Source organism: Bradyrhizobium sp., from assembly GCF_004799405.1.
Taxonomy (GTDB): domain Bacteria; phylum Pseudomonadota; class Alphaproteobacteria; order Rhizobiales; family Xanthobacteraceae; genus Bradyrhizobium.
In genome coordinates, this window is sequence record NZ_SSMW01000113.1 from 17,565 (window position 1) to 44,343 (window position 26,779).

Here is a 26,779-nt window from a genome sequence, read left to right on the forward strand (position 1 = left end):
TGTGCGGCCTTATTGCGGCCTGTCGGCGAATCGCTTGACCACATCGGCCCATTTCACGATATCGCCACGCAGGTATTTGTCGAACTCTTCCGGCGTCATCGACATCGCAACCGCGCCTTGTTCGGTCCAGAGCTTGACGATGTCGGGCCGCTTGACCGCGGCGTTGACGGCGGCATTCAGCCTGTCGATAACAGCCTTCGGCGTGCCCATCGGCGCCATCAATCCGAGCCAGATGGTTGCTTCATACCCGGCAACGCCGGCCTCATTGGCCGTCGGCACATCGGGCAGAACCTTTGAGCGCATCTTGCCGGTGGTGGCGAGTGCCCTTACCTGGCCTGCCGTGACGTTGGGGGCCATGGCTGGAACCGCATCGATCATCATCTGCACCTGTCCGCCGATGACGCCGCTGCGTGCTTCACCGCTGTTGCGGTAGGGGACGTGCACGACATCGATGCCGGCCATGGCTTTGAACAGTTCGCCCGCCATGTGATAGGGCGTACCCTGGCCGGACGATGCGTAGTTCAGTTTCCCCGGCTGCGATTTGGCGAGCATGATGAACTCAGCCAGCGTCTTGGCCGCGACCTGCGGATTCACGACGATCACGAGGTCGGAATAGTTGACCGGCGCGATCGGCGCCAGGTCGCGCATCAACTCATATTTGCGCTGCGGCACCAGCGATTCGTTGGCGGTTTGGGTGTTCGACATCATCAGGAGCGTGTAGCCGTCGGGTGTCGACTTGGCGACTTCCTGTGTGCCGATCACGCCGCCCGCGCCGGGCCGGTCCTCGATCACGAAGGGCTGCCCGAAACCTTCCTGCAGGATGTTGCCGAGCAGGCGGGCGTTCACGTCGGCAGGGCCTCCGGCGCCGAAGGGGACGATGATGCGCACCGGCCGCGTCGGGTAATCCTGACCGAGACACTCCGTCGCCAAGAGACCTGGAGCCGCAAGGAACGCTGCCGCCAGTGCGAGGGCGAAACCTGATCTCGTCAAAGTTTTGGCCCCGTCATTGTCGATCTCCCGGATTTTGTTCGTGCGATGTGTTAGCCAAGTCTAGCTGCAATGGGAATGCGCTGTCGACGATAGACTAAGGGTGTCCGGCAGGAATAAAACATCACGATCGGTGTACCCAGCCTCGCCAGAACATGCGGATCGAATGAGCCAATGAAACATCTGAAATTGTCGCGCCGCGGCCTGCTCAAGGGCACCGGCGGTTTGTTTGCCGGTGCCGCCTTCTCGACCCGCGTCATGGCCGCGGCTCCGCCGCCGGAACCGGTCACGCCGGACCTGATCGAAGCGGCGAAGAAGGAAGGCCAGGTCAGCTACTACACCTCGGTCGACCTGCCGGTCGCCGAGAAACTGGCGAAGGCGTTCGAGGCGAAATATCCCGGCATTGCGGTGCGCGTCGAGCGCACCGGGGCGGAGCGGGTGTTCCAGCGGATCGGCCAGGAATATTCCAGCAACATCCATGCCGTCGACGTGGTGAATTCGTCCGACGCCGCGCATTTCATCGTCTGGAAACGCGATGGTATCCTGGCGGCGTATGTGCCGGAAGACGTCGCCAAATTCTATCCTCCCGAGCACAAGGATGCCGACGGCCAGTTTGCCAGTTGGCGCGTCTGGCTCAGCATCATCGCCTACAATACCAACCTCGTAAAAGCCGACGAAGCGCCGAAGAGTTTTGCCGATCTGCTCGATCCCAAATGGAAGGGCAAGATCGTCAAGGCGCATCCCGGCTACAGCGGCACCATCATGACCGCGACCTACCAGATGCAGCGCGATCTCGGCTGGGGCTTTTTCGAAGCGCTCGCCAAGCAGAACATCATGCAGGTGCAGTCCTCGGCCGATCCGCCGAAGAAGCTCGATCTCGGCGAGCGTGCGGTGATGGCCGACGGCAACGAGTACAATATTTTCCAGATGAAGGAGGCGGGGCGCCCGGTCGAGCCGGTCTATGCCAGCGAAGGATCGCCGCTGATCATCGGACCGAACGGCATCTTCAAGGACTCGCCGCATCCGAACGCGGCGAAGCTGTTTCAAGCGTTCTGCTTCAGCCGCGACGCCCAGCAGCTCATCATCGAGGTCGGAGGCCTGCGCTCGGTGCATCCGCAGACCGTGGAGAAGCCGGGGCGCAAGCCGTTCAGGGATATCAAGACCATGAAGGATGACGCGGCGGCCGTGGAAAAAGAGGGCGATGCGATCAAGGCGCACTATACCAGGCTGTTCCACGTTTAGCGGTTAGGCCGAGTATGTCATCCGAGCTGCCGAAGACCTCCGTCGCTGAAACGCTTGCCGCCAAGATCGTGGCGCTGAAGCCGGGCGGTTTGCCGGTAGCGACCGCGCGCAAATGCGAGGATTTGCTGACCGACGTGGTCGGCCTGTGCGTCACCGCGCGCAACGAGGTTTATGTGCGCAGCTCGCTGGCCGGCTGGGACGATGATGGCCCATGCACGGTGATCGGCCACAAGCGCACCCTGACCGCTGCGGGAGCGGCCTTCGTCAACGGCACCGCGGCGCATGGCGAGGATTTCGACGACACCTTCGAGGGCGGTCCGGTTCACGCCGGAGCGGTGGTGGTGCCGGCGGTTCTGGCGGCGTGCGAGCGGCACAATCCCGACGGCCGCATGGCATTGGCCGGCATCGCCGTCGGATCCGAGGTGCTGTGCCGGCTCAGCACAGTGGCGCCGAAGGCCGTGCACAGAGCCGGGTTTCACCCGACCGCGATCTTCGGCGCCATTGGTGCGGCGGCCGGCGTTGGTGCGGCACTCGGCCTCGATGCCAGGCAGATCGTGGATGCGCTCGGCATCGCCGGCAGCATGGCGGGTGGCATCATCGAATATCTCGCCGAGGGCGCATGGACCAAGCGGCTGCATGCCGGCTGGGCGGCGCAATCGGGGATTAGGGCGGCGTTGCTGGCGCGGCAGGGATTTGTCGGCCCGCGCACGGTGTTCGAGGGTGTCCACGGGCTGTTCCACGGCTTCGCGCACACCGCCAAAGGCGACTACGACGCGCTGACCGGCGATTTCGGTAGCCGTTGGGTGACCGACACGCTGGCGTTCAAGCCCTATCCCTGCGGAACCATGGCGCAGCCCTATATCGATTGTGCGAGACGGCTGGCTGCGCGCGGCATCAAAGCGGAGGACATCAGCGAGATCGTCTGCGAGGTCGCGGAGGGGACGGTGCACCGGCTGTGGGATCCGCTCGCCGACAAGCAGCGTCCGCGCAACGGCTATGCCGCCAAATTCGCCACGCCGTATTTGCTGGCGACCGGTTTTGTCAAAGGTGGCGTCGGGCTCGGCGCCTTCACCGAAAAAGCAATTCGCGACGCCGCAGTGCTTGCCTTGGCCGCCAAGGTGAAGTTCGTCGTCGACCCTGATAATCCCTATCCGAACAACTACACCGGCCATATCCGCGCCACCCTGAAAGACGGCAGCGTGGTCGAGGAACGGCAGCCCTATTTGCGCGGCGGGGCGCGGGAGCCGCTGACGCGGCAGGACGTGACCGACAAGTTCGCGCTCAATGCGCAACACGGCGGCTGGGATAAAGCGCAAAGCGATGGGGCGTTGAAGCTGCTGGCGGGGTTGTATCACGGGAAGATCGATCTATCCTCGTTACGCAAGTAACCAACGTCATGCCCGCGCAGGCGGGCATCCAGGAATCGCCGCACTATCGGATGAAACATAGCTTGCCGTGTTCACTGGATCGTCCGCCTTTGCGGACGATGACGAACCAAGAGAGCGCACATGACCAACAAGGAACTCGGCGGCAAGGTCGCCATCGTCACCGGCGCGGGGCGAAACATCGGCCGCGCGATTGCGCTGGCGCTGGCGGAGGCGGGAACATCCATTGTGGTGAATGCGCGCAGCAACCGCGCCGAGGCCGACGCCGTTGTGCGCGAGATCGAAGCTTTGGGGTGCAAGGCGCTGGTCCATATCGGCGACGTGGCCGATGCCACCGCCGTGCAGGCGATGGCGGATGCGGCGGTGAAGCATTTCGGCCGCATCGATATACTCGTCAACAATGCCGCGCTGCGGCGGGAAAAGCCTTTTGCCGAGATGGACTATGCCGAATGGCGCGAAATCCTCGATGTCACCCTCGACGGCACATTTCATTGCGTGAGGGCCTGCCTGCCGGCGCTGCGCCGGAGCGGCGCGGGAACCATCGTCAATATCGGCGGGTTGAGCGCACATACCGGCGCCAAAAACCGCGCGCATGTGGTGACGGCAAAGGCCGGAATCATCGGCTTCACCCGCGCGCTGGCCCATGATCTCGCCGCCGACGGCATCACCGTCAATTGCGTCGTTCCCGGCCTGATCGGCACCCCGCGCCCCAAGGACAGGCCGGAACCGGCGCATCATCAGACCCATCAGACCATTACCGGCGATCGCGGCAAGCCGGAAGACGTCGCTGCGACCGTGCGATTCCTGTGCGGGCCGGGTGCGCGCTACATCAACGGACAGGCGATCCACGCCAATGGCGGGGCTTATTTCGGGGCCTGATGCATGGCCCACGGGCGGTTTTGCGCGGGCATGCCGGATAAATGCGCTCGGCTGTCCGGGTTTTTGATGGTACCTATCGCTGCATGAACCAGCACGCCAAGGTCGACATCCGGCATTCCACCTGTCCGCACGATTGCCCGTCGGCCTGCGCCCTCGATATCGAGGTGATCGGCGGCCAGACCATCGGCCGGGTGCGCGGTTCCAAGCTGCAGAGTTACACCGCAGGCGTGGTTTGCGCCAAGGTCGCGCGCTACGCCGAGCGCATCCATCACCCGGACCGGCTGATGTTTCCGCAGCGCCGCACCGGCCCGAAAGGGTCGGGCCGGTTCGCGCGCATCTCATGGGACGAGGCGCTGGACGAAATCGCGCAGCGATTCAATGCGGCCGAGCGCGAGTTCGGCGCCGAGTCGGTGTGGCCCTATTACTATGCCGGCACCATGGGCCTGGTTATGCGCGATGGCATCAATCGCCTGGCGCATGTGAAGAAATATTCGCGTTTCTATTCGACGATCTGCTCCAACATCGCGCGCGTCGGCTTTGTCGCCGGCACCGGCAAGATTGCGGGCGTCGATCCGCGCGAGATGGCAGTCTCCGACCTGGTCGTGATCTGGGGCACCAATCCGGTGAACACCCAAGTCAATGTGATGACGCACGCGATGCGCGCGCGCAAGGAGCGCGGCGCCAGGATCGCGGCGGTCGATGTCTACAATAACGACACCATGAAGCAGGCCGACATCAAGATCATCCTGCGGCCCGGCACCGATGCTGCGTTTTCATGCGGCGTCATGCATGTGCTGTTCCGCGAAGGCTATGCCGACCGCGACTACATGGCGCGCTACGCCGATTGTCCCGGCGAGTTGGAGGCGCATCTGGCGACCCGCACGCCCCAATGGGCGTCATCGATTTGCGGCGTGCCGGTGGAAGAGATCGAGGCTTTCGCCCGCGCAGTTGGACAGACCAAGCGCAGCTTCTTCCGCCTCGGTTACGGTTTTGCCCGCAGCCGCAATGGTGCTGCGCAGATGCACGCGGCAGTATGCATCCCGACCGTGACCGGCGCCTGGCAACATGAAGGCGGCGGCGCGTTCTTCAACAATTATTCGATCTGGAAGTTCAACGAAGCGCTGATCGAGGGTCAAGACGCGATCGATCCCAATATCCGGCAGCTCGATCAGTCGCAGATCGGACGCATCCTGACCGGCGATGCCGAGGCGTTGCGGGGCGGCGGCCCGGTCAAGGCGATGCTGATCCAGAACACCAACCCGATGACGGTGGCGCCGGAGCAGAAGCTGGTGCGCCAGGGTTTTGCGCGCGAGGACCTGTTCATGGTGGTGCATGAGCAGTTCATGACCGAAACCGCCGAGATGGCCGATATCGTGTTGCCGGCGACCATGTTCATGGAGCATGACGACCTCTATTACGGCGGCGGCCATCAGCACATTTCGGTCGGCGCCAAGCTGATCGAGCCGCCGGGCGAATGCCGTTCCAACCACGAGGTGCTGCAAGGACTTGCCCGCCGCCTCAACGCCGTGCATCCCGGATTCGAGATGACCCCGCGCCAATTGATCGACGCCACCCTGAAAAAGAGCGGTCATGGCGATATCGAAACGCTGGAGGCCGATCTCTGGCGCGACATTCAGCCAGACTTCCGCACCTCGCACTATCTCGACGGTTTTGCGCATGCCGACGGCAAATTCCACTTCAAGGCCGACTGGTCGTGCGTCCCCATGGGCAATGCCGGCCTGATGGGGGCGTGGAACCAGATTCCGTCGCTGCCCGATCACTGGACCATCATCGAGGAGGCCGACGAAGCGCACCCGTTCCGCCTCGCTACCAGCCCGTCGCGCAGCTTCCTCAATACCAGCTTCAACGAAACGCCGTCGTCGCAGGCGCGCGAAGGCGTGCCGACGGTGATGATACATCCCGCCGATGCCGCCGCGCTTTCCATTGCCGATGGCGACCCGGTCACGCTCGGCAACACTCGAGGCGAGACGACGCTGACGGCCAGATTATTCGATGGCGTGCGGCGCGGCGTGCTGATCGCGGAATCCGTGCATCCGAACAAGGCGCATATCGGCGGCCGCGGTATCAACATGCTCACCGGCGCGGAGGCTGTGGCGCCCTATGGCGGCGCGGCATTCCACGACAACAAGGTCTGGGTGAAAAAGGCTTGATCGGCCTTTTGGAACCAAATCGCACCCGCCTCCTTAGCCCTTCGAACGACAAGGCTTCGCACCCAGGGAGAACACGATGTCACGCCACAATGAAATGCCGCCGATCCCGCCCGCCAATCGCAGTCCCAAGGGCACCGGCGGCAACACCGAAGTCAACAAGGACACCTCGAAGGGGCACGAAGGCATCCAGAACTCGGCCGAGCAGGGCGACACCGCCAACATCAAGCAGAACACCACCAATGCGGGGTTTTTCAAGGGACGGCGCGTGAAGTAAGATGGTGCTGAGTTCCAGGTTTGAGCGAGCGGGCAATGACCGACAGCGTGATACTTAAAAAGCGCGGACAGGCGTTCTGGATCACCATCAACCGGCCGGACAAGCGCAACGCCATCAATGGCGACGTGGTCGCCGGCATCGCCAAGGGCTATCGCGACGCCCATGACGATCGCGACGTGCGGGTAATCGTGCTGACCGGCGCGGGCGACAAGGCATTTTGCGCGGGCGCCGACCTGCAGAACAGCGGTGCGGCGTTCGCGATGGATTTTGCCAGGCCGAACGTCGACTACGCCGATCTGTTGCGGCTGTCGCAGATTGCCACCAAGCCTTCGATCGCGCGGGTCGGCGGGGTCTGCATGGCCGGCGGCATGGGTCTGTTGTGCATGACCGACATGGCGGTCGCGGCCGATCACGTGATGTTCGGATTGCCCGAGGTGAAGGTCGGGGTATTCCCAATGCAGGTGCTGAGCCTGCTGCAATCGATCGCGCCGCGGCGTCTGGTCAACGAATGGGCGCTCACCGGGGAGCCATTCGATGCGAAGGCCGCGCAGGCCGCCGGGCTGCTCAACTATGTGGTGCCGTCGAGCGAACTGGACGCCAAGGTCGACTGGCTGATCGGGCGGATCACCGACAAGTCGCCGACCGCGATCCGGCGCGGTAAATACGCCATGCACGCGATCGCCTCGATGTCGTTCGATGAGAGCATCGCCTACACCGAAAGCCAGATCGCGCTATTGGCGATGACCGAAGACGCCCGGGAAGGCCTCAAGGCGTTCGCGGAGAAGCGCAAACCGGTGTGGCCGGGGAAATAATACGCGGCTACCCCGGGTTCGCCTTCAATCCCGCAGCCTCAATGCCGGCGATCGCGCAGGCTTCATCGTTATCGGAAGTATCGCCGCTGATTCCGACTGCGCCGAGCAGCACGCTGCCATCCTGAATCAGGACGCCGCCGGGCACCGGCACCAGCCGTCCCTGCGCCAGCGTATTCACCGCGCTGACGAAAAACGGCGCTTCCTGCGCGCGCTGGAACAGCGCCCGTGAACCCATCCCCATCGCCAGCGCGCCGAACGCCTTGCCGTTGGCGATTTCGCTTCGCAACAGGCTGGTGCCGTCCTGTGCCGCGGTGAGTTTGACGCAGCCGCGGGCGTCGAGAATCGTCACCACAAGCGGCTTCAGCTTCTTCTCGATGCCCTTGGCAAGCGCGGCATCGAGAATCCTGCGGGCAACGTCGAGGGTCAGTTCAGCCATGATGATCTTCCTTTGCAAGCGATGATGATTTTGAAGGAGATTGCGCGGCGTCGAGGCTCATCGCCAGCACACGTGCGACGTGAAGGGCAGTGCGCCCGGTGCCATCCTTGATCTGATGCCGGCACGAGGTGCCGTCGGCAACGATCAGCGTTGTTTCATTCGCGTGCCTGACGGCCGGCAGCAGCGAAAGCTCGGCCATGTCGATCGAGGTCTGGTAGGTATCGGCGCCGTAGCCGAAGGCGCCGGCCATGCCGCAACAACTGGACTCGATCGTCTCCACATTCAAATCCGGGACGAGGCGCAGCACCTGCTCGGCCGGCTTGAACGCGCCGAACGATTTTTGATGACAGTGCCCGTGCACCAGAGCTTTCCCGGCGACCGGACCGAGCGGCAGTCGCAAGCGGCCGGCGCCGGCCTCGCGAACCAGGAATTCCTCGAACAACAGCGCATGCGCGCCGATGCTTTTTGCCGCGGCATCCGAACGCAGCGAGAGCAACTCGTCGCGCAGCGTGAGCAGGCAACTCGGCTCCAGCCCGACGATGGGTACGCCGCGCGAGGCGAACGGCGCGTAAGTCGCGACCAGCCGGTCGAGTTCGGTCCGTGCGTTATCAACGAGGCCGGCCGAAAGGAACGTCCGTCCACAGCACAGGGGTCTTGCGCCATCCGGGGGCCTTGGAATGTGGACGCGGTATCCACCCTTGACCAGCACGCGCAAAGCGGCGTCGAGATTCTCGCGCTCATAAATGCGGTTGAAGGTGTCGGCGAACAGCACGACCTCATGGCCATCGGCGGGGCCGGCTGCTTCGGCGTCGGCGGTGAAAACGTCGCGCCGCCAGGCCGGCAGCGCCCGTTGCGCGCTGATGCCGGCGAATTTTTCAAACGCCTTGCGCAACAACGGACTTCTATTGCGAAGATTGGCGAGCGGCGCGAAGCGCGCCGCCAGATCGGCATAATGCGGCAGATATCCCACCAGCCGGTCCCTGAGCGAAAGCCCGTGCTTGGCGGCGCGTGCGGCGAGCACTTCGATCTTCATCTTCGCCATGTCGACGCCGGTTGGACACTCGTGGCGGCAGGCCTTGCAGGACACGCAGAGCTTCAGGGTGTCCATCATCTCGTCGGAGGTGAGGGCGTCCGGCCCCAGCTGGCCGGAAATCGCCAGCCTGAGCGTATTGGCGCGGCCGCGTGTCACGTCTTTTTCGTCGCGGGTGGCGCGATAGGATGGACACATCACGCCGCCTTCGAGCTTGCGGCAGGCGCCGTTGTTGTTGCACATCTCGACCGCGCCCTGGAAGCCGCCGCCGGCGCCGGGATAGGCCGACCAGTCGAGCGCGGTCTTCAATTCGCCAACGCGATAGTCTGGCGGATAGCGAAACAGCGAGCGGTCATCCATTTCAGGCGGATCGACGATCTTGCCGGGATTGAGCACGTTGGCAGGATCGAAGCGGTGCTTGACCTCACGGAAATCGGCGACGATGCGCGCGCCGAACATGGTCTCGTGAAATTCCGAACGCACGATGCCGTCGCCGTGCTCGCCGGAATGCGACCCCTTGTATTCCCTGACCATCGCAAAGGTTTCCTCGGCGATGGCGCGCATCGCCTTGACGTCCTTTTCGAGCTTCAGGTTGAGCACCGGCCGCACATGCAGGCAGCCTTCCGAGGCGTGCGCATACATGGTGCCGCGGGTGCCGTGTTTGGCGAAAATGCCGTTGAGCCGCTCGGTGTAGTCGGCCAGGTGCGGCAGCGGCACCGCGCAGTCCTCGACGAACGAAACCGGCTTACCCTCCTGCTTCATCGACATCATGACGTTGAGGCCGGCGGCGCGAAACTCCGCGATCCCGGTCTGCAGGCCTGGGTCGGTGATCTCGACCACGCCGCCCCATTTGCGTTGCGGATTGTTCCAGCCGAAACCGAGATCGGCCATCAACTCGCCGAGCTGTTTCAACCGCTGGATATTGTCGGCGTGGTCTTCCTCGGCGAACTCGACGATCAAGACCGCATCAGGATCGCCGCGGATTGCGGCGCCGATGACAGGCTGGAACATCGCGATCTCGCGGCCGAGCGACAGCATGGTGCGATCGACCAGCTCGACCGCGATCGGGCGAAGCTTCACCAGATGCTGGGTGGCATCCATCGCTTGGTAGAAGCTGCCGAAATGGCAGACGCCGAGCACCTTGTTGCGGATGAGCGGCCAAAGCTTCAGTTCGACCCGGGTGGTGAAGGCCAGCGTTCCTTCCGAGCCCACCAGCAGATGCGCCATGTTGTTGTCGGCATTGCGCGGCACCAGCGCATCGAGATTGTAGCCGCCGACGCGGCGCTGCACCTTTGGAAATTTCTTCGCGATCTCGGCGGCCTCGCGCTCGCCGAGCGCCAGCATGTCGCGAAACAGCCCGACGTCGCTGTCGCGCGGCACCTCGCCGAAATGCATCAGGGTGCCGTCGGCGAGCGCCGCATCCATCGCCAGCGTGTTGTCGCGCATGGTGCCGTATCGCAGCGAACGCCCGCCGCAGGAATTGTTGCCGGCCATGCCGCCGATGGTGGCGCGGGATGCCGTGGAAACATCGACCGGAAACCACAGGCCGTGTTTTCTGAGCTGGCGGTTGAGGTCGTCGAGCACGATCCCCGGCTCGACCACGCAGCTACGGTTTTCGACGTCGAGCGAGATCAGGCGATTGAGGTGCTTGGAAAGGTCGATGACGACGCCGTGATTGACGGTCTGGCCGCATTGCGAGGTTCCGCCGCCGCGCGGGGTGACCGTCCGCCCCTCGTCGCGGCAGATCGCCAGCGCTCGAAGCGCCTCGTCGATGGTGCGGGGGATCACCACGCCGGCCGGCAAAATCTGGTAGAACGACGCGTCGGTGGCGTAGCGGCCGCGGCTGAAGGAATCGAACAAAACCTCGCCGCTGGTCTCGCGCGCAAGCCTGTCTTCAAGCGTCATTGAAATCGAAAAATGAGAGCTTTCATAGCAAGGAACATAGGCCCCCGGCGGGGAAGCCGTCGATCAAAAAATGCGAACAATTTGTTGGTTGTAGGTTGAAAAATTGGATGCAATATGCACCCGGCCAGATCGAATGGAGGAATCCATGACTCAGGGACGCCATTTTCTGCAGATTCCCGGACCGAGCCCGGTACCGGATCGCGTGCTGCGCGCCATGGACATGCCGGTCATCGATCATCGCAGTGCCGGATTTGCCGAGCTCAGCAAGACGGTATTCGAAGGCTGCCGGAAAATCTTCAAGACCGCCGGCCCGGTCATCATTTTTCCGTCGTCGGGCACCGGTGCCTGGGAGGCGGCGATCGTCAATACGCTGTCACCCGGCGACAAGGTCCTGATGGTCGAGACCGGCCATTTCGCCATGCTGTGGCGGCAGATGGCGGCGCGCTGGGGCATCGAGGTGGATCTCATGCCCGGCGACTGGCGCCATGGCGCCGATCCCGCGGCGGTCGAGGCCCGGCTGGCGCAGGATACCGCCCATGCCATCAAGGCCGTCATGGTGGTGCACAACGAGACGTCCACCGGCGTCACCAGCCGGATCGGCGATATCCGCGCCGCGATGGACAAGGTGAAGCATCCCGCATTGCTGCTGGTGGATACGATCTCTTCGCTAGGCTCGGTCGATTACCGGCACGACGAGTGGAAGGTCGACGTCACCGTCAGCTGTTCGCAAAAGGGATTCATGCTGCCGCCGGGAATAGGCTTCAACGCCATCTCCGAAAAGGCCCGCGCCGCCTCAAAGACCAACAAGATGCCGCGGTCGTATTGGGACTGGGAAGAGATGCTCAAGCCCAACGCGTCCGGCTTCTTCCCCTATACCCCGGCCACGACGCTGCTCTATGGCCTGCGCGAAGCCATCGCGATGTTGCTGGAGGAGGGGCTGGATGCGGTGTTCGCCCGCCACAAGCGCCTTGCCGCCGCTACCCGCGCCGCAGTTACGCAGTGGGGCCTCGAGGTACTGTGTCTTGAACCGGCCGAATATTCTCCGGTGCTGACGGCCGTGCTGATGCCGCCGGGGCACGATGCCGACAAGTTCCGCAAGACCGTGCTCGACAACTACAACATGTCGCTCGGCTCCGGCCTCAGCAAACTTGCAGGCAAGGTATTTCGCATCGGCCATCTCGGCGAGTGCAACGAACTGACCCTGATGGGGGCCTTGTCCGGCGTGGAGATGGGACTCGCCGCCGCGGGCGTGCCGCACCGTGCGGGCGGGGTCGACGCTGCGATGGCGTCGCTGGAAGAGCGCACTACGCTGAATTCGCCGGGCCACCTCAAGGTAGTCAAGACCTAGCGCGGGGCAGGAGATTCGCTCAAGCGGGCCAGGCAGGGCAACCCCCGGGCCACTTACGCATTGACGGGACCCGCCGGGCGGGGGACAAGCCCGCCAAATAGTGATATTCGACCCCCTGCCAAACCAAGACCCCCCGGAAGGACCCCAGATGACCCTGCATACCGGAAGGCATTTTCTTCAGATTCCAGGCCCGACCAACGTGCCCGACCGGGTGCTGCGGGCCATGGACATGCCGACCCTGGACCATCGCGGCCCCGAATTCGCCGAACTTGGTTATGCCGTGCTCGCCGGCTGCCAGCGCATTTTCCGCACCAAACAGCCGGTCATCATCTATCCCGCGTCGGGCTCGGGCGCCTGGGAAGCCGCGATCGTCAATGTGCTGTCGCCGGGCGACAAGGTGCTGCTGGCCGAAACCGGACAATTCGCGGTGTTGTGGCGCGGCATTGCTGAGCGGTTCAAACTCGACGTCGAATTCCTGCCGACCGACTGGCGGCGCGGCGCCGATGTCGAGCAGATCGAGGCCAAGCTCGCCGCCGATCGTGCGCACAAGATCAAGGCCGTGCTGGTGGTGCACAACGAGACCTCGACCAGCTGCGTCACCCATCCGCTCGAAGTCCGCAAGGCCCTCAATCGCACCAACCACCCGGCGCTGTTGATGGTCGACACCATCTCTGGGCTGGCGGCGCTCGAATACGAACATGACGCCTGGGGCATCGATATCTCCGTCGGCGGGTCGCAAAAGGGCATGATGGTGCCGCCGGGACTGAGCTTCAACGCGGTTTCGGAAAAGGCGCTCGCGGCCGCCAAGGCGAACAAATCGGCGATGCGGTCCTACTGGGACTGGCACGACATGATCGAGATCAACAAGCAGGGCACGTTCCCCTATACGCCGGCGACCAACCTGCTGTTTGCGCTCAAAGAAGCCATTGCGATGCTCGAGGAAGAGGGGCTCGACAATGTGTTCCTGCGCCACAAGCGCCATGGCGCGGCGTCCCGTGCGGCGGTCAAGGCGTGGGGCCTCGAACTTGTGTGCCTTGATCCGCACTGCTACTCGCCGGCGCTGACCGCGGTCATGGTTCCGGACGGAAACGACGCCGACAATTTCCGCAAGGTGGTTCTGGAAAACTTCGACATGTCGCTGGGCACCGGGCTCGGAAAGCTCAAGGGCAAGGCATTCCGGATCGGCCATATCGGGCACTTCAACGACCTGATGCTGATGGGAACGCTGTCGGGCATCGAGATGGGCTTCGATCTCGCCAAGGTGCCGCATCGCGCCGGCGGCGTGCTCGCCGCCATGGAGGTCCTGAAAGGACGCGACGTGGTGCCGATGCCGAAATCAAAGGCCGCGGTTGCCTGAGTCAATTTCGACTCGGGCTGGATAAAGAAGCAAGAACAGAAAGAGCCCGCGATGAATGCTCCGGTGCCAGCGACTGAGGACCTGCTCTACGTCGTCGAGGACGGCATCGCCCGGCTGACCTTCAACCGTCCGCAGGCGCGCAATGCGCTGACCTTTGCGATGTACGAGCAGATGGCGGCGATCTGCGAAAGCGTCAACGCCGACCGCTCGATCAAGGCGATGATCCTCACCGGCACCGGCGAGAAGGCTTTCGCCTCCGGCACCGACATTTCGCAATTCCGCGCCTTCAAGACCGCGCAGGATTCGCTCGACTACGAGGCGCGGATCGACCGCGTGCTCGGCGCGCTGGAAACCTGCCGGGTGCCGACCATCGCCGCGATCGCCGGCGCCTGCACCGGTGGCGGGGCGGGGATCGCCGCCTGCTGCGATATCCGGATCGGCACCGCGTCAACCCGGATCGGCTTTCCGATTGCGCGTACGCTCGGCAATTGCCTGTCGATGACCAACATCAGCCGGTTGGTGTCGCTGATCGGACCGGCGCGAACCAAGGATTTGATCTTCAAGGCAAGGCTGGTCGAGGCCCCCGAGGCGCTCGCCCTGGGCCTGCTCAATGAAGTGGTGCCCGACGTCGAGACGCTGCAGCGCCGCGCCAACGAGACCGCAAAGCTGGTGGCCAGCCATGCGCCGATCACGCTTGAGGTCACCAAGGAAGCGGTGCGCCGCATCCGGCGGACGCTCTCGCGCGACGAGGGCGAGGACCTCATCCTGCGCGCTTACATGAGCGAGGATTTCCGCGAAGGAATGGATGCCTTCCTCAACAAGCGCACGCCGAACTGGAAGGGCAAATAGGCTCTCTTCGCGTCAGCGGCGCGGTTGCACGCTCGTCACTTTCCACAGCGTGCAGGACTGATCGTCGGTAGCGCCGAGTTTCTCGGCAACGACGTCCCGGGTGGTTCTCAGGTTGTGAAACCAGGCCCGGCCGGATTGTTCGATGGCGAGGAATTGCGGGAAATTCCTCACGATATCCTCGGTGGGCATGACCGCGGGCATCGGCCCCCATTTCTGCAGGCTTCGCATGATATTGTAATCCACGGCGTTGCCTCTGGCGCGCTCGGGATAGTTCAACACCACATCCCAATCCAGCGGGAAGCGGTACGCCTCGCGGTGATTTGCGTAGGTTGCGCGGGGCAGGAAGACGTGCGGAGATTCCGCGATCACCGGCATGTCCCCGTTGACGAAACCGGTTTCGAAGGCGGTTCCGGCGCTGTTGGAGCAGGGCACGTCGTTGTGAAACGGATCTCGGGAGAGCATCACCGCGCTCAGCAGCAGCGGCGGAACGACGGCCGCATAGACGGCAAGGCTCGCCGGGTCCTCGAGGCGCTGCCGCGCCAGCCGCGTCAGCCATTCGCAGAACGCGATATGGAGCGCAAAGCCGACGATCAGTTGGGGCGTGAAATACCGGGGCACAAACAGCGGAAACAGCGCCACCGACACGGTCCATGCCGCCAGCGTGAAACCGGATATTCCGATTAACACCAGCGCGAGATATCGGAGCGGTTGCCATGCCGGGTCGCTGAAAACCGTGCGCAACTGCAATCCGCCGCGTCTGAGGCCGGCGACCGCCGCGCTCGCAAGGCAGCCCAGTTCCACGATCGCAATCCACATCGACAATTTCGATGCGAACAGGCTTTCGAGCAGATCGGGAAGGCCCGGAGGGCCGACCCACATATAGGGCCGGCCCACCGCGCTCTGCTGGACAAAGAACGGCATCCAGGCTGCCAGCACCACGATCGCGGGGATGACGGCAACGGCGATACGCCGCCAATGGGGCCATCCGTCTTGAGGCTGGCTGAGCCCGCCGGCGAGCGCGATGCAGCCGACATAGACGATGCCAAACGTGTGCGCCAGCGTCAGTCCCGCATAAAGGAGCGCGAGCGCGGCGACGTCGCGGGGCCGGTGGCGTTCGATCAGGCGCTGCTGAAATAGCACGGCGAGCGCTGCCATGAAAAAGTACAGCGCGTAGGTTCGCAGTTCGACCGCGATATGGATCAGGTTGTCGTTCAGCGCAGCGAACAGGAACGTGCCGATCCAGCACGCCGTCGCGGACGCAGCCCGCCGGCTTACGCGATAGAGCGCTATGGTCGCGGCCATCGTCAGCGCCAGATTTGTCAGTTCGAGCGCCGCGACTGACGATACCGCGCGCGGCATCGCATGGACGATCAGCCATGCGGCGGTGAGATAAAGCGGCGGGTTGCCGTCGATGCCGGCGATGATTCCGGACCAGAGTCTAGGGAGGCTATCGGCCTGAACCAGAGTCATTGTCAGGAGTTCGTCGAGCCACAGCGGGCCGGCCAGCGACCGGAACGCGAAGATCGCGATTGCGCAACAGGCGAGAAGCAAAGATGCCGCCCGCAGTGCCCGCGTCACCCGGATTGTGCCGGCATCATCCATCGGATACTTGTCCGGCGGCGCCGCTCGCCTGCGGTTGCGTCAAAGCACCCTCGGCACCGGCAATGGCGTCACCAGCATGCCTTTGTAGCCCTTGGCGCGCAGCTTCGGCGCCAACTCATCTGCGATGTGCCAGGAAAGAATGATGGCGCAGTCCGGCTGATCTCTGAACAGCCGGCTTTCCTCGACCACGGGGATCAGCGTGCCCGGCATGCATTTTCCGATTTTCAGCGAGCCCTCGATCTCGCAGACATAGTCGATGATCGCCGAATCCAGTCCGACATAATTGATCAGCGTCGAGGCGCGCGAAGGCGCGCTGATGCCGCAGATCCGGCCGTCCTTTTCCTTGACGTCGCGGATCAGCGCATGAAGCCGTTCCTTCGAGAGCATGACGTCGTGGCGGAAGGTGACGAGGCGTCGGCGCATTGCCTCGCCGGTGGGCTCGCCGGCAAGCATTTCCTTCACGCTGGCCTGTACCGGCCGCGTCCCCTTGCGCGCCGCATAAACCCGGATCGATCCGCCATGGGTCGGTATCTTGCGGGCGTGAAACACTTCGAGCCCGTGCATGCCGAGCAGGTAAGCGAGGCTCCCGACGGTGTAGTGCCGCAGATGTTCGTGATAGACGGTGTCGTATTGCAGGTCGTCGAGCAGGCCGATCAGGTAATGCGATTCCGAGATGAACACGCCGTCGGGCGCCAGCATTTCCACAATGCCGTCGACGATCGCATGGACGTCCTCGATATGTGCAAAACAATTGGCGGCGGTGATCACCTTGGCGGCACCGTGTTTTTCCCTGACTTCGCGCGCGACTTCACGGGAGAAGTAGCGTTGCAGCGTCGGAATGCCGCGATCATTGGCGATCTTCGAAACGTCGGTCGGCTCGATGCCTAGAATGCGATGGCCGCCGTTCTGGAAGTTCGAGATCAGCGTGCCGTCATTGGAGCCGATGTCGACCACCAGGTCGTCTTTCTTGAGCCCGAGCATGCCGGAGGATTCGGCATAGAGACCGGCGAAATTGTCGCGCAGGATCCGGGTCATGCCGCTGGTGTAGGGATATTCCGGCGGGAAGATGATCTCGGGATCGACGGCAACGCCGAGCTGCACTAGTTCGCAATTCGTGCAATGCATCAGGTTGGTCGGAAACCAGATCTGCTGTTTTTGGACGGCGCCGACCGCCACCATCTGGTTTACCGGCGGCATGTAGCCCAGCGACAGCACGGTCTCCAGCGGCTCATGGCCGCAGATCTGGCAGCATTCGACCGGGACACTTCCGCCGCTACCGGCACCGCGCGCGACTTTTGTGGGGAACACGGCAATATCTCCTGGGGGCCTGGCCCGGTGCAATCGTTTAGCTCCGCGGCGCGAGGTTTTCGTTAGCCCAATACCAGTCGATGGTCGGGGCGAGACCCTGGGCCAGCGATACCTTCGGCTTGTAGCCGAGCTTTCCAAGCTTGGCGATATCGGGGCAACGGCGGTCGGTGGCTCCAGCCGGCGCCGGCGTTGCGATCAATTCGATCTGGCGGCCGCCATGGGCCGCGACGCGCGCGGCGAGATCGGCGATGGTTACCTCTTCGGTGGTTCCGACATGATAGATGCCGAGGTGCGCACCCTTGTCCCGCATCACCAGCACGCCGGCGACCAGGTCGTCGACGTGGCAGAAGCTGCGGGTCTGCCGGCCATCGCCCTGCATCTGGAACGGCAACTTGCCGGAAGGTTGCTTCGCGGCGACCGCCTTGACGCGCCTTGCGAACTGCGGAATCACGTGTTCCCAGCCCATGTCGGGCCCGTACACATTGTGCGGCCGGAAGATCAGCACGCGATCGAAGAACTTGCGGCCGTAATTGATCGCCATCAGCTCGCTGATGATCTTGCCGCCGCCATAGGAGTAGCGCGGATTGGTCGGGTCGGGCACCAGCAGCGGCGCGGTCTCGTCGGTCGGGACGTGCGGCGGCGTCTGGTAGACTTCCGAACTCGATGCCAGGATCAGTTTGCCGATGCCTTCGCTGCGGCAGGCATCGATCACGTTGACCATGCCTTTGACGCCGACGTCGAGCACGAGCTCCGGGGCGCTGTAGAAAAATTCCGTGCCGTTGACGAAAGCGAGGTGATGCACCTCGTCGACGCCACGCACGGCCTGTGTCACCACGGCGGCATCGCGGATATCGCCGCCGATGAATTCGATGTCGCCTTCGACCTCTTTCAGGCGGCGCGGCGCGCCGCGCGAATTGTCATCCAGCACACGCACGGCGTGGCCCTGCTTCAGCAGCGCCTTGACGAGCGCCGAGCCGATAAAACCGCTGCCGCCGGTGACCAATATGGAGCTCACGCCCGCTTGTCCCCCGATTCGGGCTCCACGTCGAGCCAGCAGCCGCCTTTATGGGCGCGGCGGGCGGTGTCGAGCAGCGTTTGAACGCGATAGCCCTCGGCAAATCCGGGCCAGCCGGCGCGGCCTTGAGAGATGGCATCGAGGAAATCGGCCGCAAGGCGGGATACCGGCGCGATCCGGCCATCCTGGGGGAAGGCCCGATCGACGGAGTCGCCGATTTCGACCTTGGCGAACGCCGTCGCCGGCCGCTGCGCCAGCCGGAGTTCGAAGCCGCGCATATAGTCCGATGTCTCATTCGCCAGTGTCAGGCTGCCATCCTCGCCATAGAACTCAAGACGATGGCCGGAACCAAGATAGGACGCGCAGCTTACGGCGAGGCTGGCGGATGCGCCCGAGCATAACGCCATGTTGACGCCGGCGTTGGTTTCCGTGGCCGGTGCGTCGGGCAGGCCCGACAGCCGCGCCGACAGTCCCGAGATCGGGCCGCACAGCCATTCGATATAATGGAAACTGTGGCTGACGAAGTTTCCGAGCACGCCGCCGCCGTCTCCGCCATGCGCCCTCCAGTTGCCGATCCGCATCCGCGTGGTCTGATTCTCGACGTTCCAGTTCACGGCGACGTGACGCAACCGGCCTAGGGCACCCTGTTCCAGCAGCAACTTCGCCTTGCGCCATGCCAGGATCGCGGAAAAATTGAAATCGACCATGGCTGCCCGGCCGCTGCCTTCGGCGGCCCTCAGCATGGCCGCGGCGCGCTGCAGATCGGCGGCCATCGGTTTCTCGGCGAACACCGGCTTGCCCAGTTCGAGCGCACGCAGGGCTATCGCGTGCTGCAGGGCCGGAGGTGTTGCAATGGTGACGGCGTCGACATCCGGATGTTCGACGAGATCGATCCAGCTACCGAAAGACAGTGGAATGTTCGCGGCATGCGCCAGCTCGGCGGTACGCGCCGAATCGGTGCCGGCCAGGGCAATCACCTCGCAGCGCGGGTCCAGCCGGAAAGCCGGAAGATGGACGAGGCGCCCGTAATTGCAGCCGACAATTCCGATCCGTATCACGAGGGCTCCTGCAGTGATTTCTGGATATGGGCACCAGGGCCGTGCCGCCGCGATGCGGCGGCAAAACGATACGGCCAATATTATTTAAGCGCGATGAAGTTCCGCAGCTCCGCCAGCAGCAATGCACCCAAATGCAGTTGAGAATTGAATTCTCCCGACTTGATCATCGCAACCAGTTCAGACGGGGTCGCCAATTCGACGGCAACACCCGGTTCGGGCGTGAAATTGTCGATACGGCGCTCAGTTTGCAGAAAATAGGAATGCAGCCGGTTGCTCAAGCGTCCGGTGCAGGGCGCGGTTGTTCCCAAGGGATAGATGGCGCCCGTGGGATATCCGGTTTCTTCGAGCAGTTCGCGCTGGCAGCCGATCGCTGGATCTTCGCCGGGTTCAGCGAGGCCGGCGGGCAGTTCGAGCGTAAATGCCTCCAGCGCCGGCCGATACTGCCGCACCAGCGGGAAGCGGCCATCCGGCGTCAACGCGACGATGGCGAGATAATCGAGCTGGCCGATCGCATGATAGGTCTGTGCCGGTTGGTTTGGCGCGAATTCAACCTCACGGGTGATGATATCGATCCAGGGCGAGACGGCGGTGGTTTGCCGGGATTTGATCCTCGGCCATGACTGGTTCATGCGGACAGTTCCCGCCGGATTTTCAATGCCACCGTCGCTGACGGGCGGCGAAGAAAGGTGGTCGCAAAGGCGTAGCGATACCAGCGCAGATAGGCCGGCAGCCATTTCAATACGCGGAACCGGCTGGTGCCGTGCTGGCGTTCAAACCAGCGCGCCGGTACCTCGCCGACGCGCCAGCCAAGCCGGTGCGCTTTTACCAGCAGTTCGATGCTGTAGCAGAAACCCTGATCCGACTCGATATCGATCTGTTCGATGACCCTTCGCGAAAACATCCGAAAGCCGCTGGTGGGATCTCTGGTCGGAACGGCTGCGATGTAGTGCAGGGTGAATGCCGCGGTTCGCACCAGCGCAGCCTTCAGCCATGGACAGCCCTGCATGGTGCCGCCGGGCATGAAACGGCTGGCACAGACCACGTCGCAGCCGCCGCGCATCAATGCGGCCATCGAATCGATGATGCCGGCATTGAAGTCGTCGTCGGCCGGATACACCACGACCATGGGAGCCGTGCTGACCGCAAATCCGGCAAGTACCGCGCCATGCGCGCCGCGGCCGAGATTACGGACGAACATGATATCCAGTTTCGCCCAGTCCCCAGGGTTGTTGCGGATGGCGGGCAACGTGTCGTCGTCTTCGCTGTCATAGCAGATCAGCACCCGCGCCGGTGTCCTGATCTCGCGCGCCAAGGCGCCGAGCGTCATGCGGATGTTGGCACCCTCGTTATAGACGGGAATGACAAGGTCGATCTGTGGGGCCATCACATCGGGCTCGCGTTCGCCGATCGGATTTGGGACACATTCGGTTTCCGTCATCGATCGCCGGCCGTCGATCTAGATCGACGGCACCAGGGTGCTGTCGGCGAACTCGGGAGTATTCTGCAGCATTCCCCAGACGTCGATCACCGGTTTGCCCATCAGATCGGCGGTCCGGTAGAAGCCGTGCGGCGTGCAGAGGATGAGGATATCGCTGCGGGCGACGACTTCGTCGAACGGCAGCAGATCGGGATCGGCCGTGACGAAAGGATCGGTAGTCAGAACCTCGCGCGCGTAGCCGTTCAGCACTTTCTTGAACTTGTAGCTCAGCGAAGCCCGGATATCGTCGATCTCCGATTTGAAGGCCATACCCAGCAAGCCGACCGTCATCCTGCCGAGGTCGTAGCGGCGGCGCAGATCGTCGACAATGTGCAGCGGCAGCCCTTCATTGACCAGCATCGCGGCATTGCCGAGGCTGAATTCATTACGGGCGAAAGCCGTCAACTGCATCGTGTCCTTCATCAGGCACGGACCCGCCGCATAGCCGGGACTCGGGATATTCCTGGCGCGGGGATAATTGTGCTTCATCGCCTGCAGGATGCGCTGATAGTCGAGGCCGGCGGACTTTGCGATCAGATAGAACTGGTTGGTGATGGCGAATTCGATGTAGCGATAGGCGTTGCCGAACAATTTGGCGAATTCGGCCTCGATCGGATCCAGCACGACGATTTCCGGAGCGATGATTCGAAACAGCGCGGCGGCTTCTTCCGCGGCCTCCGCGGTCGTGCCGCTGACGATCTGCGGCATCCTGGCCAGTTCATCGACGCCGTGGCCTTGCACGATTCGTTCGGGACAGAAGGCGACCTTGAGACTGCGGCCTTGGCGCGTGAGGTAGGCATTGATCCAGTCGGTGGTGCCCGGATAGAGCGTCGAACGCAGCACCAGCAATTGTCCGTCGCGCAGATGCGGCAGCAGGACGTCGATACAGTCCTGGATGACCTGGCGCTCCGGATTGAGAAATTCATCGACCGGCGTTCCGATCGTGACGATCACCGGCCCCGAGCCGGAAATCTCGCCGGGATTGCTGGTGAAGGTCAGGCGTTTGTCGCGCAGCGCGCCGGTCAGCAGTTGTTCGGCGCCGTATTCGATAAAGGGCAGGCGGCCGCTCTTCAATGCGGCGAGATTGTCGAGGTTCAGGTCGTTGACGTTGACGCTGAGGCCTTTGGCGGCAAACGAAAGCACCAGGGGAATGCCGACATGCCCGGCGCCGCCCACAACGGTGAGATCCGCCGTGCGGGCGCCGGTCCGGCTGGCGATTTTGGGAAGTTCGGCAACTGTCACGGCTTCTCACCATAGGTCAGGACGAATGAACGCAACGGCTTCATCAGGTTCGGTGCAAAGACCACGCGATCGACGGCATTATAAGCCGGTAGCAGCCAGCGCAGCTTCGCCGAAGCCAGGTAGCGATAGCTCAGGTCCGAGATATAATCCGTGTCGGCCTTGAATCCGGCCGCGGTGAAGACCGCGGAAATCCGGTGCGCCAGCACCGGGCGTTCATTCTCGGTTACGCCGACCGGGCTGTAGAGCGGCGAAGAGCGGTCGCGATACAGATACATGAACGGGTTCATACGGTTGGGATCGAACGCGGCGAACGAACCGCCCGGTCTCAACACCCGGAACGCCTCGGCGACGCAGCGCGCGGGATCGGGGAGGTGATGCAACAAGCCGCTGAGCAGGATGCCGTCGAGACTGGCATCGGCAAACGGCAGATGTTCGACATCGCCTTCGATGAAGGTGATACCGGGATATTTGGCCTGACCGAGCGTGATGAGTTTCGGGCTGAGGTCGAGCCCGACCGCATCGAAACCCTGCCGGCGCAACAGATCGGTGAACACGCCGGAACCGCAGCCGAGATCGGCGATCCGCGCGCCGGGCTTCCATTTGGCGAGCCGTGCGCAGGTGCCGATCAGCCGTAAATTGCTCTCGGGCGTAAAAACGTCATAGCTGTCCGCGGCGGCGTGACCGTCGAAGAACGCGATTTCCTTCTGCTTGTCCTGGGTGGATACGATCATTCGGACGCCTAGCACAAGACCTTGGGCCAATCATGCAGCGGGCGTGACCTGACCCCGAGCGCGAGAAAATCCTCGAATGATGTTCTGCCTGCAATTGGCGCAGCGCACGACGATCTTGTTCGAAAAAGCTTAACGCAATGCTACGTTTTCCCGGCCCCGGCGGGCCCGCTGGAGCCGCCAAAGGCGTCCATCAACGCTCTCAAAACCGGGTGCGCTAAAGGCTTGCAATCTCATGCGAAAGTCATAAGCCATGCGACCGGGATCGGCTTGAACTCGGGGTCGTTACCCCGCACTATGGTTCCAACAAGCCATCGTGAGGCCTAACCAAGGACATAGGGAAGAAACACGTGCGAAATGTCATGAAGGTTGCCGCCGCTCTGTCGGCCATGCTGGCGAGCGCGCCGGCGAGCGCCGGCTGGGAGCCGACCAAGCCGGTTGAAATCGTGGTGGCGGCCGGTGCCGGCGGCGCCTCCGACCAGATGGCGCGGATGATGCAGGCCGCGATCCAGAAGAACAATCTGATGAAGCAGCCGATGGTGGTTTCGCTCAAGGGCGGAGCGTCCGGCGCCGAAGCGCTGATGTACATGAAGTCGAGCGACGGCGACGCCAACAAGGTTTTGATAGCGTATTCGCTGATCTACATGCTGCCGCTGTCGGCGAAAATTCCGTTCAACTGGCGCGACCTGACGCCGGTCGCGGTGGTCGCACTCGACCAGTTCGTGCTGTGGGACAATGCCGCCGGGCCGAAGACCGTGAAGGAATTCATCGCGGCTGCGAAAGCTGCCAATCCGCCGTTCAAGATGGGCGGCACCGGATCGAAGCGCGAGGACAACGTCCTCACCGTGTTCGTCGAGCAGAAGACTGGCGCGAAATTCGCCTATCTGCCCTACAAGTCCGGCGGCGAAGCGGCGACGCAACTGGTTGGCAATCACACCGAATCCAACACCAACAATCCGAGCGAAAACCTCGAGGTCTGGCGCGCCGGCCAGGTTCGCGCGCTTTGCGTGTTCGATAAGGAGCGGATTGCCTACAAGACCAAGGTCACCGAGACGCAGTCGTGGAACGATATCCCGACCTGCAAGGAAGAGGGCCTTGACGTCCAGTATCTGATGCTGCGCGCCATGTTCCTGCCCGGCAAGGTCACCGCCGAACAGCAGGCATTCTACGTCGACCTGTTCCAGAAGGTGACGCAGACACCCGAATACAAGGACTACATGGAGAAGCAGGCGCTGAAGCCGATCTTCCTCACTGGCAACGATATGCTGAAGTTTCTCGAGGAAGATGACGCGCTCAATAAGTCGCTGATGACCGAAGCGGGGTTTGTGGCGAAGTGAACACCGCTGTCATGCTCCGCGAAAGCGGGGCGTCCGGTACCCCGGGCTTTCGCGATATCTTCCGGCTATGCGGAATACCGGCTCATCCGCATTTGCGGATGGCGACGGCGAGTTCGGCTCTTGCCTAACGAAACAATCGCCGGGTCAAGACAACGAGACGCGAATGTCCGATTCAGAAATTGAGATTGTCGTCGACGATCCGACCGCGCCGGAGCCTGACTCGCCTGCCGTGGCCGACACGCGCACCGTCGAAATCGTGGTCTCGCTGCTGCTGATCGCGCTGGCGCTGACGCTTGGCTGGGACAACTGGCGCACCGGAATCGCCTGGGATTCGACCGGACCGCAGGCCGGCTATTTTCCGTTTTATCTGTCGCTGATTCTGGCCTGCGCCAGCCTCTACGGGCTTGTCGTCATCCTGCTGGCGCGCCAGGAGGTCTCGGACACTTTCGTCACCCGCGCGCAACTGCGGCGCGTCATGGCGGTGTTCGTGCCGACGTTGCTGTTTTGCCTCGCCACGCAATTCCTCGGGATGTATGTCGCGAGTTTTCTGTTGATCGCCGTCTTCATGCGGATGGTCGGCAAGATCGCGCTGTGGAAGTCGCTGCTCACCGCTTTCCTGTTTACGGCGATCATGTTCGTAACATTCGATATCGCCTTTGACGTCATCATGCCGAAGGGACCGCTCGAAGCGGCCTTCGGCTACTAGCCGCAACCCGGGATAAGCGTTTCATGGAAGCCTTCGGTCTATTGCTGCACGGCTTTGCCGTCCTGATGACGTGGAAGACGCTGGCGCTGATGATGGTGGGCCTCGTGCTCGGCATTTTCGTCGGCGTGCTGCCGGGTCTCGGCGGCCCCAACGGCGTGGCTATCCTGCTGCCGCTGACGTTCACCATGGACCCGACCTCGGCCATCGTGATGCTGTCGAGCATCTACTGGGGCGCGCTGTTCGGTGGCGCCATCACCTCGATCCTGTTCAATATTCCGGGCGAGGCGTGGTCGGTCGCCACTACCTTTGACGGCTATCCGATGGCGCAGCAGGGCAAGGCGGCCGAGGCGCTGACGGCCGCGTTCACTTCGTCGTTCATCGGCTCGTTGGTGGCTGTGCTGCTGATCACCTTCCTGGCGCCGCTGATCTCGTCATTCGCGCTGCAATTCGGGCCGCCGGAATTCTTTGCGGTCTATCTCCTGACCTTCTGTTCGTTCGTAGGGCTGGGGCGCGAGTCGAAACACAAGACCATCATCTCGATGTCGCTGGGACTGTTGCTGGCCGGCGTCGGCATGGACACGGTGTCCGGCCAGTTGCGCATGACTTTCGGTTCCGACGACCTGTTGCGCGGCATCAACTTCCTGGTCGCGGTGATCGGCCTGTTCGGGATCAGCGAGATATTGCTGACGATGGAGGAGCGGCTGGCACTGCGCGGCCACGCGGCCAAGATCAGCCTGCGCGTGGTGCTCAGGGTCTGGAAGGACCTGCCCAAATACTGGGTGACGCTGCTGCGTTCCTCCGTGATCGGCTGCTGGCTCGGCATCACGCCGGGCGGTGCGATCGCGGCCTCGTTCATGGGCTATAATCTCGCCAAGCGATTTTCCAAAGATCCGGAGAGTTTCGGCAAGGGCCGCATCGAGGGCGTATTCGCGCCGGAAACCGCCGCACACGCCTCCGGCACCGCGGCGTTGCTGCCGATGCTGGCGCTGGGCATCCCCGGCTCCGGCACCGCGGCGATCCTGCTCGGCGGTCTGATGGTATGGGGACTCAATCCCGGTCCGTTGCTGTTCGTCGAACACAAGGATTTCGTCTGGGGCCTGATCGCGTCGATGTACCTCGGCAACGTGGTGGGGCTGCTGCTGGTGTTGACGACGGTGCCGGTATTTGCCTCGATCCTGCGGGTGCCGTTCGCGGCCGTAGCGCCAATGATCGTGGTGTCCTGCGCGATCGGCGCCTATGCGATTCAGAACGCGATGTTCGACATCTGGCTGATGCTGGTGTTCGGCGTCGTCGGCTATGTCTTCAAGAAGATCGGCATCCCGCTGGCGCCGTTCACCCTGGCGCTGGTGCTGGGCAGCCGTGCCGAGGACGCGTTTCGGCTGTCGATGATCGGCTCGGGGGGAGACGTGAAGGTGTTCTGGTCGAACTTCCTGGTCGGCTCGATTACCACGCTGGCGATCCTGCTGCTGTTCTGGCCCGTGATCGACATGGCGTTCGGCCGCGTCTTGCGGCTGTGGCGCCCGGCCAAGGTCTGACGGCCGCGATTTTGCCAATGTATTTGAAAGCCTTCTTTAATTATGCGTGGATGAGGCCCGCCCCCGGGATAATTTAGGTTACGAAAAACAAATAAA

23 protein-coding genes are annotated in these 26,779 nt (G+C 63.0%); 12 read left to right on the forward strand and 11 right to left on the reverse strand.

Annotated elements, in window-relative coordinates; all coding sequences use genetic code 11:
* Positions 1-9 precede the first annotated feature (9 nt).
* Positions 10-963, reverse strand: coding sequence for a tripartite tricarboxylate transporter substrate binding protein (locus tag E7813_RS17375; protein WP_291575936.1), 954 nt, complete (start codon positions 961-963; stop codon positions 10-12).
* Positions 964-1,161: 198 nt separating this feature from the next.
* Here E7813_RS17375 and E7813_RS17380 point away from each other — a divergent pair, with 198 nt between their 5' ends.
* From E7813_RS17380 to E7813_RS17405, 6 genes are all read left to right on the forward strand, one after another.
* Complete coding sequence (locus E7813_RS17380) at positions 1,162-2,229, forward strand: extracellular solute-binding protein (RefSeq protein ID WP_291575885.1); 1,068 nt, start codon at positions 1,162-1,164, stop codon at positions 2,227-2,229.
* Positions 2,230-2,243: 14 nt separating this feature from the next.
* Positions 2,244-3,617, forward strand: coding sequence for an MmgE/PrpD family protein (locus tag E7813_RS17385; protein ID WP_291575887.1), 1,374 nt, complete (start codon positions 2,244-2,246; stop codon positions 3,615-3,617).
* Positions 3,618-3,737: 120 nt separating this feature from the next.
* Entirely contained in the window at positions 3,738-4,493 is a 756-nt protein-coding gene (locus tag E7813_RS17390; RefSeq protein WP_291575889.1) for a 3-oxoacyl-ACP reductase family protein, read from the forward strand.
* 83 nt (positions 4,494-4,576) lie between these two features.
* Positions 4,577-6,664: a molybdopterin oxidoreductase family protein gene (locus tag E7813_RS17395; RefSeq protein ID WP_291575891.1), complete on the forward strand. Its 2,088-nt coding sequence runs from the start codon at positions 4,577-4,579 to the stop codon at positions 6,662-6,664.
* Positions 6,665-6,740: 76 nt separating this feature from the next.
* The gene (locus E7813_RS17400) at positions 6,741-6,938 is read left to right on the forward strand and encodes a hypothetical protein (protein WP_291575893.1); all 198 of its coding nucleotides are present in this window, start codon (positions 6,741-6,743) and stop codon (positions 6,936-6,938) included.
* Between the two features lie 35 nt (positions 6,939-6,973).
* Positions 6,974-7,750 (forward strand): enoyl-CoA hydratase/isomerase family protein, encoded by a 777-nt coding sequence (locus E7813_RS17405; protein ID WP_291575894.1) that lies wholly within the window; start codon positions 6,974-6,976, stop codon positions 7,748-7,750.
* Between the two features lie 7 nt (positions 7,751-7,757).
* On the opposite strand, the gene E7813_RS17410 is transcribed toward E7813_RS17405, so the two are convergent.
* Together E7813_RS17410 and E7813_RS17415 are read right to left on the reverse strand one after the other, a co-directional pair.
* Entirely contained in the window at positions 7,758-8,186 is a 429-nt protein-coding gene (locus E7813_RS17410; protein WP_291575895.1) for a heme-binding protein, read from the reverse strand.
* Entirely contained in the window at positions 8,179-11,121 is a 2,943-nt protein-coding gene (locus tag E7813_RS17415; RefSeq protein ID WP_291575897.1) for an FAD-binding and (Fe-S)-binding domain-containing protein, read from the reverse strand. The genes E7813_RS17410 and E7813_RS17415 overlap by 8 nt, the downstream gene beginning before the upstream one ends.
* A 145-nt stretch (positions 11,122-11,266) precedes the next feature.
* On the opposite strand from E7813_RS17415, the gene E7813_RS17420 reads away from it, so the two are divergent.
* The 3 genes from E7813_RS17420 to E7813_RS17430 all read left to right on the forward strand — a co-directional run bounded on the left by E7813_RS17420 (position 11,267) and on the right by E7813_RS17430 (position 14,675).
* Positions 11,267-12,469, forward strand: coding sequence for an aminotransferase class V-fold PLP-dependent enzyme (locus tag E7813_RS17420; RefSeq protein WP_291575898.1), 1,203 nt, complete (start codon positions 11,267-11,269; stop codon positions 12,467-12,469).
* A 148-nt stretch (positions 12,470-12,617) separates the two neighbouring features.
* A complete protein-coding gene (locus E7813_RS17425; RefSeq protein WP_291575900.1) occupies positions 12,618-13,826 on the forward strand; it encodes an aminotransferase class V-fold PLP-dependent enzyme in 1,209 nt (402 codons plus the stop codon).
* Positions 13,827-13,877: 51 nt separating this feature from the next.
* Positions 13,878-14,675 (forward strand): enoyl-CoA hydratase/isomerase family protein, encoded by a 798-nt coding sequence (locus E7813_RS17430; RefSeq protein WP_291575902.1) that lies wholly within the window; start codon positions 13,878-13,880, stop codon positions 14,673-14,675.
* A gap of 12 nt (positions 14,676-14,687) precedes the next feature.
* On the opposite strand, the gene E7813_RS17435 is transcribed toward E7813_RS17430, so the two are convergent.
* From E7813_RS17435 to E7813_RS17470, 8 genes are all read right to left on the reverse strand, one after another.
* Complete coding sequence (locus E7813_RS17435; RefSeq protein WP_291575904.1) at positions 14,688-16,277, reverse strand: hypothetical protein; 1,590 nt, start codon at positions 16,275-16,277, stop codon at positions 14,688-14,690.
* A 39-nt stretch (positions 16,278-16,316) separates the two neighbouring features.
* The gene (locus E7813_RS17440) at positions 16,317-17,585 is read right to left on the reverse strand and encodes a class I SAM-dependent methyltransferase (protein ID WP_291575906.1); all 1,269 of its coding nucleotides are present in this window, start codon (positions 17,583-17,585) and stop codon (positions 16,317-16,319) included.
* A 37-nt stretch (positions 17,586-17,622) separates the two neighbouring features.
* The gene (locus tag E7813_RS17445) at positions 17,623-18,600 is read right to left on the reverse strand and encodes an SDR family NAD(P)-dependent oxidoreductase (RefSeq protein ID WP_291575907.1); all 978 of its coding nucleotides are present in this window, start codon (positions 18,598-18,600) and stop codon (positions 17,623-17,625) included.
* On the reverse strand, positions 18,597-19,658 hold the full coding sequence (locus tag E7813_RS17450; protein WP_291575908.1) for a Gfo/Idh/MocA family oxidoreductase: 1,062 nt from the start codon (positions 19,656-19,658) through the stop codon (positions 18,597-18,599). The genes E7813_RS17445 and E7813_RS17450 overlap by 4 nt, the downstream gene beginning before the upstream one ends.
* Positions 19,659-19,738: 80 nt before the next feature.
* Positions 19,739-20,287, reverse strand: coding sequence for an NUDIX hydrolase (locus E7813_RS17455; RefSeq protein ID WP_291575909.1), 549 nt, complete (start codon positions 20,285-20,287; stop codon positions 19,739-19,741).
* Positions 20,284-21,096, reverse strand: coding sequence for a glycosyltransferase (locus E7813_RS17460; protein ID WP_291575910.1), 813 nt, complete (start codon positions 21,094-21,096; stop codon positions 20,284-20,286). The genes E7813_RS17455 and E7813_RS17460 overlap by 4 nt, the downstream gene beginning before the upstream one ends.
* An 18-nt stretch (positions 21,097-21,114) precedes the next feature.
* The gene (locus E7813_RS17465; protein ID WP_291575911.1) at positions 21,115-22,377 is read right to left on the reverse strand and encodes a nucleotide sugar dehydrogenase; all 1,263 of its coding nucleotides are present in this window, start codon (positions 22,375-22,377) and stop codon (positions 21,115-21,117) included.
* Positions 22,374-23,108, reverse strand: a complete 735-nt coding sequence (locus E7813_RS17470; RefSeq protein ID WP_291575912.1) for a class I SAM-dependent methyltransferase — start codon at positions 23,106-23,108, stop codon at positions 22,374-22,376. Before E7813_RS17470 ends, E7813_RS17465 begins: the two co-directional genes overlap by 4 nt.
* Positions 23,109-23,455: 347 nt before the next feature.
* Between E7813_RS17470 and E7813_RS17475 the strand changes: the two genes are divergently transcribed.
* From E7813_RS17475 to E7813_RS17485, 3 genes are all read left to right on the forward strand, one after another.
* Positions 23,456-24,442, forward strand: a complete 987-nt coding sequence (locus E7813_RS17475; RefSeq protein ID WP_291575914.1) for a tripartite tricarboxylate transporter substrate-binding protein — start codon at positions 23,456-23,458, stop codon at positions 24,440-24,442.
* Positions 24,443-24,605: 163 nt separating this feature from the next.
* Positions 24,606-25,148: a tripartite tricarboxylate transporter TctB family protein gene (locus tag E7813_RS17480; RefSeq protein ID WP_291575916.1), complete on the forward strand. Its 543-nt coding sequence runs from the start codon at positions 24,606-24,608 to the stop codon at positions 25,146-25,148.
* 23 nt (positions 25,149-25,171) lie between these two features.
* The gene (locus tag E7813_RS17485; RefSeq protein ID WP_291575918.1) at positions 25,172-26,683 is read left to right on the forward strand and encodes a tripartite tricarboxylate transporter permease; all 1,512 of its coding nucleotides are present in this window, start codon (positions 25,172-25,174) and stop codon (positions 26,681-26,683) included.
* The last annotated feature ends 96 nt before the right edge of the window (positions 26,684-26,779 follow it).

Excerpts from the sequence above, each read along its gene's own strand:
- E7813_RS17385 (WP_291575887.1), top strand. The coding sequence starts at position 2,244 with ATGTCATCCGAGCTGCCGAAGACCTCCGTCGCTGAAACGCTTGCCGCC.
- E7813_RS17435 (WP_291575904.1), bottom strand. The coding sequence starts at position 16,277 with ATGGATGATGCCGGCACAATCCGGGTGACGCGGGCACTGCGGGCGGCA.
- E7813_RS17460 (WP_291575910.1), bottom strand. The coding sequence starts at position 21,096 with ATGACGGAAACCGAATGTGTCCCAAATCCGATCGGCGAACGCGAGCCC.
- E7813_RS17410 (WP_291575895.1), bottom strand. The coding sequence starts at position 8,186 with ATGGCTGAACTGACCCTCGACGTTGCCCGCAGGATTCTCGATGCCGCG.
- E7813_RS17430 (WP_291575902.1), top strand. The coding sequence starts at position 13,878 with ATGAATGCTCCGGTGCCAGCGACTGAGGACCTGCTCTACGTCGTCGAG.
- E7813_RS17395 (WP_291575891.1), top strand. The coding sequence starts at position 4,577 with ATGAACCAGCACGCCAAGGTCGACATCCGGCATTCCACCTGTCCGCAC.
- E7813_RS17485 (WP_291575918.1), top strand. The coding sequence starts at position 25,172 with ATGGAAGCCTTCGGTCTATTGCTGCACGGCTTTGCCGTCCTGATGACG.
- E7813_RS17380 (WP_291575885.1), top strand. The coding sequence starts at position 1,162 with ATGAAACATCTGAAATTGTCGCGCCGCGGCCTGCTCAAGGGCACCGGC.
- E7813_RS17400 (WP_291575893.1), top strand. The coding sequence starts at position 6,741 with ATGTCACGCCACAATGAAATGCCGCCGATCCCGCCCGCCAATCGCAGT.
- E7813_RS17480 (WP_291575916.1), top strand. The coding sequence starts at position 24,606 with ATGTCCGATTCAGAAATTGAGATTGTCGTCGACGATCCGACCGCGCCG.
- E7813_RS17390 (WP_291575889.1), top strand. The coding sequence starts at position 3,738 with ATGACCAACAAGGAACTCGGCGGCAAGGTCGCCATCGTCACCGGCGCG.
- E7813_RS17420 (WP_291575898.1), top strand. The coding sequence starts at position 11,267 with ATGACTCAGGGACGCCATTTTCTGCAGATTCCCGGACCGAGCCCGGTA.
- E7813_RS17425 (WP_291575900.1), top strand. The coding sequence starts at position 12,618 with ATGACCCTGCATACCGGAAGGCATTTTCTTCAGATTCCAGGCCCGACC.
- E7813_RS17455 (WP_291575909.1), bottom strand. The coding sequence starts at position 20,287 with ATGAACCAGTCATGGCCGAGGATCAAATCCCGGCAAACCACCGCCGTC.
- E7813_RS17470 (WP_291575912.1), bottom strand. The coding sequence starts at position 23,108 with ATGATCGTATCCACCCAGGACAAGCAGAAGGAAATCGCGTTCTTCGAC.
- E7813_RS17405 (WP_291575894.1), top strand. The coding sequence starts at position 6,974 with ATGACCGACAGCGTGATACTTAAAAAGCGCGGACAGGCGTTCTGGATC.
- E7813_RS17415 (WP_291575897.1), bottom strand. The coding sequence starts at position 11,121 with ATGACGCTTGAAGACAGGCTTGCGCGCGAGACCAGCGGCGAGGTTTTG.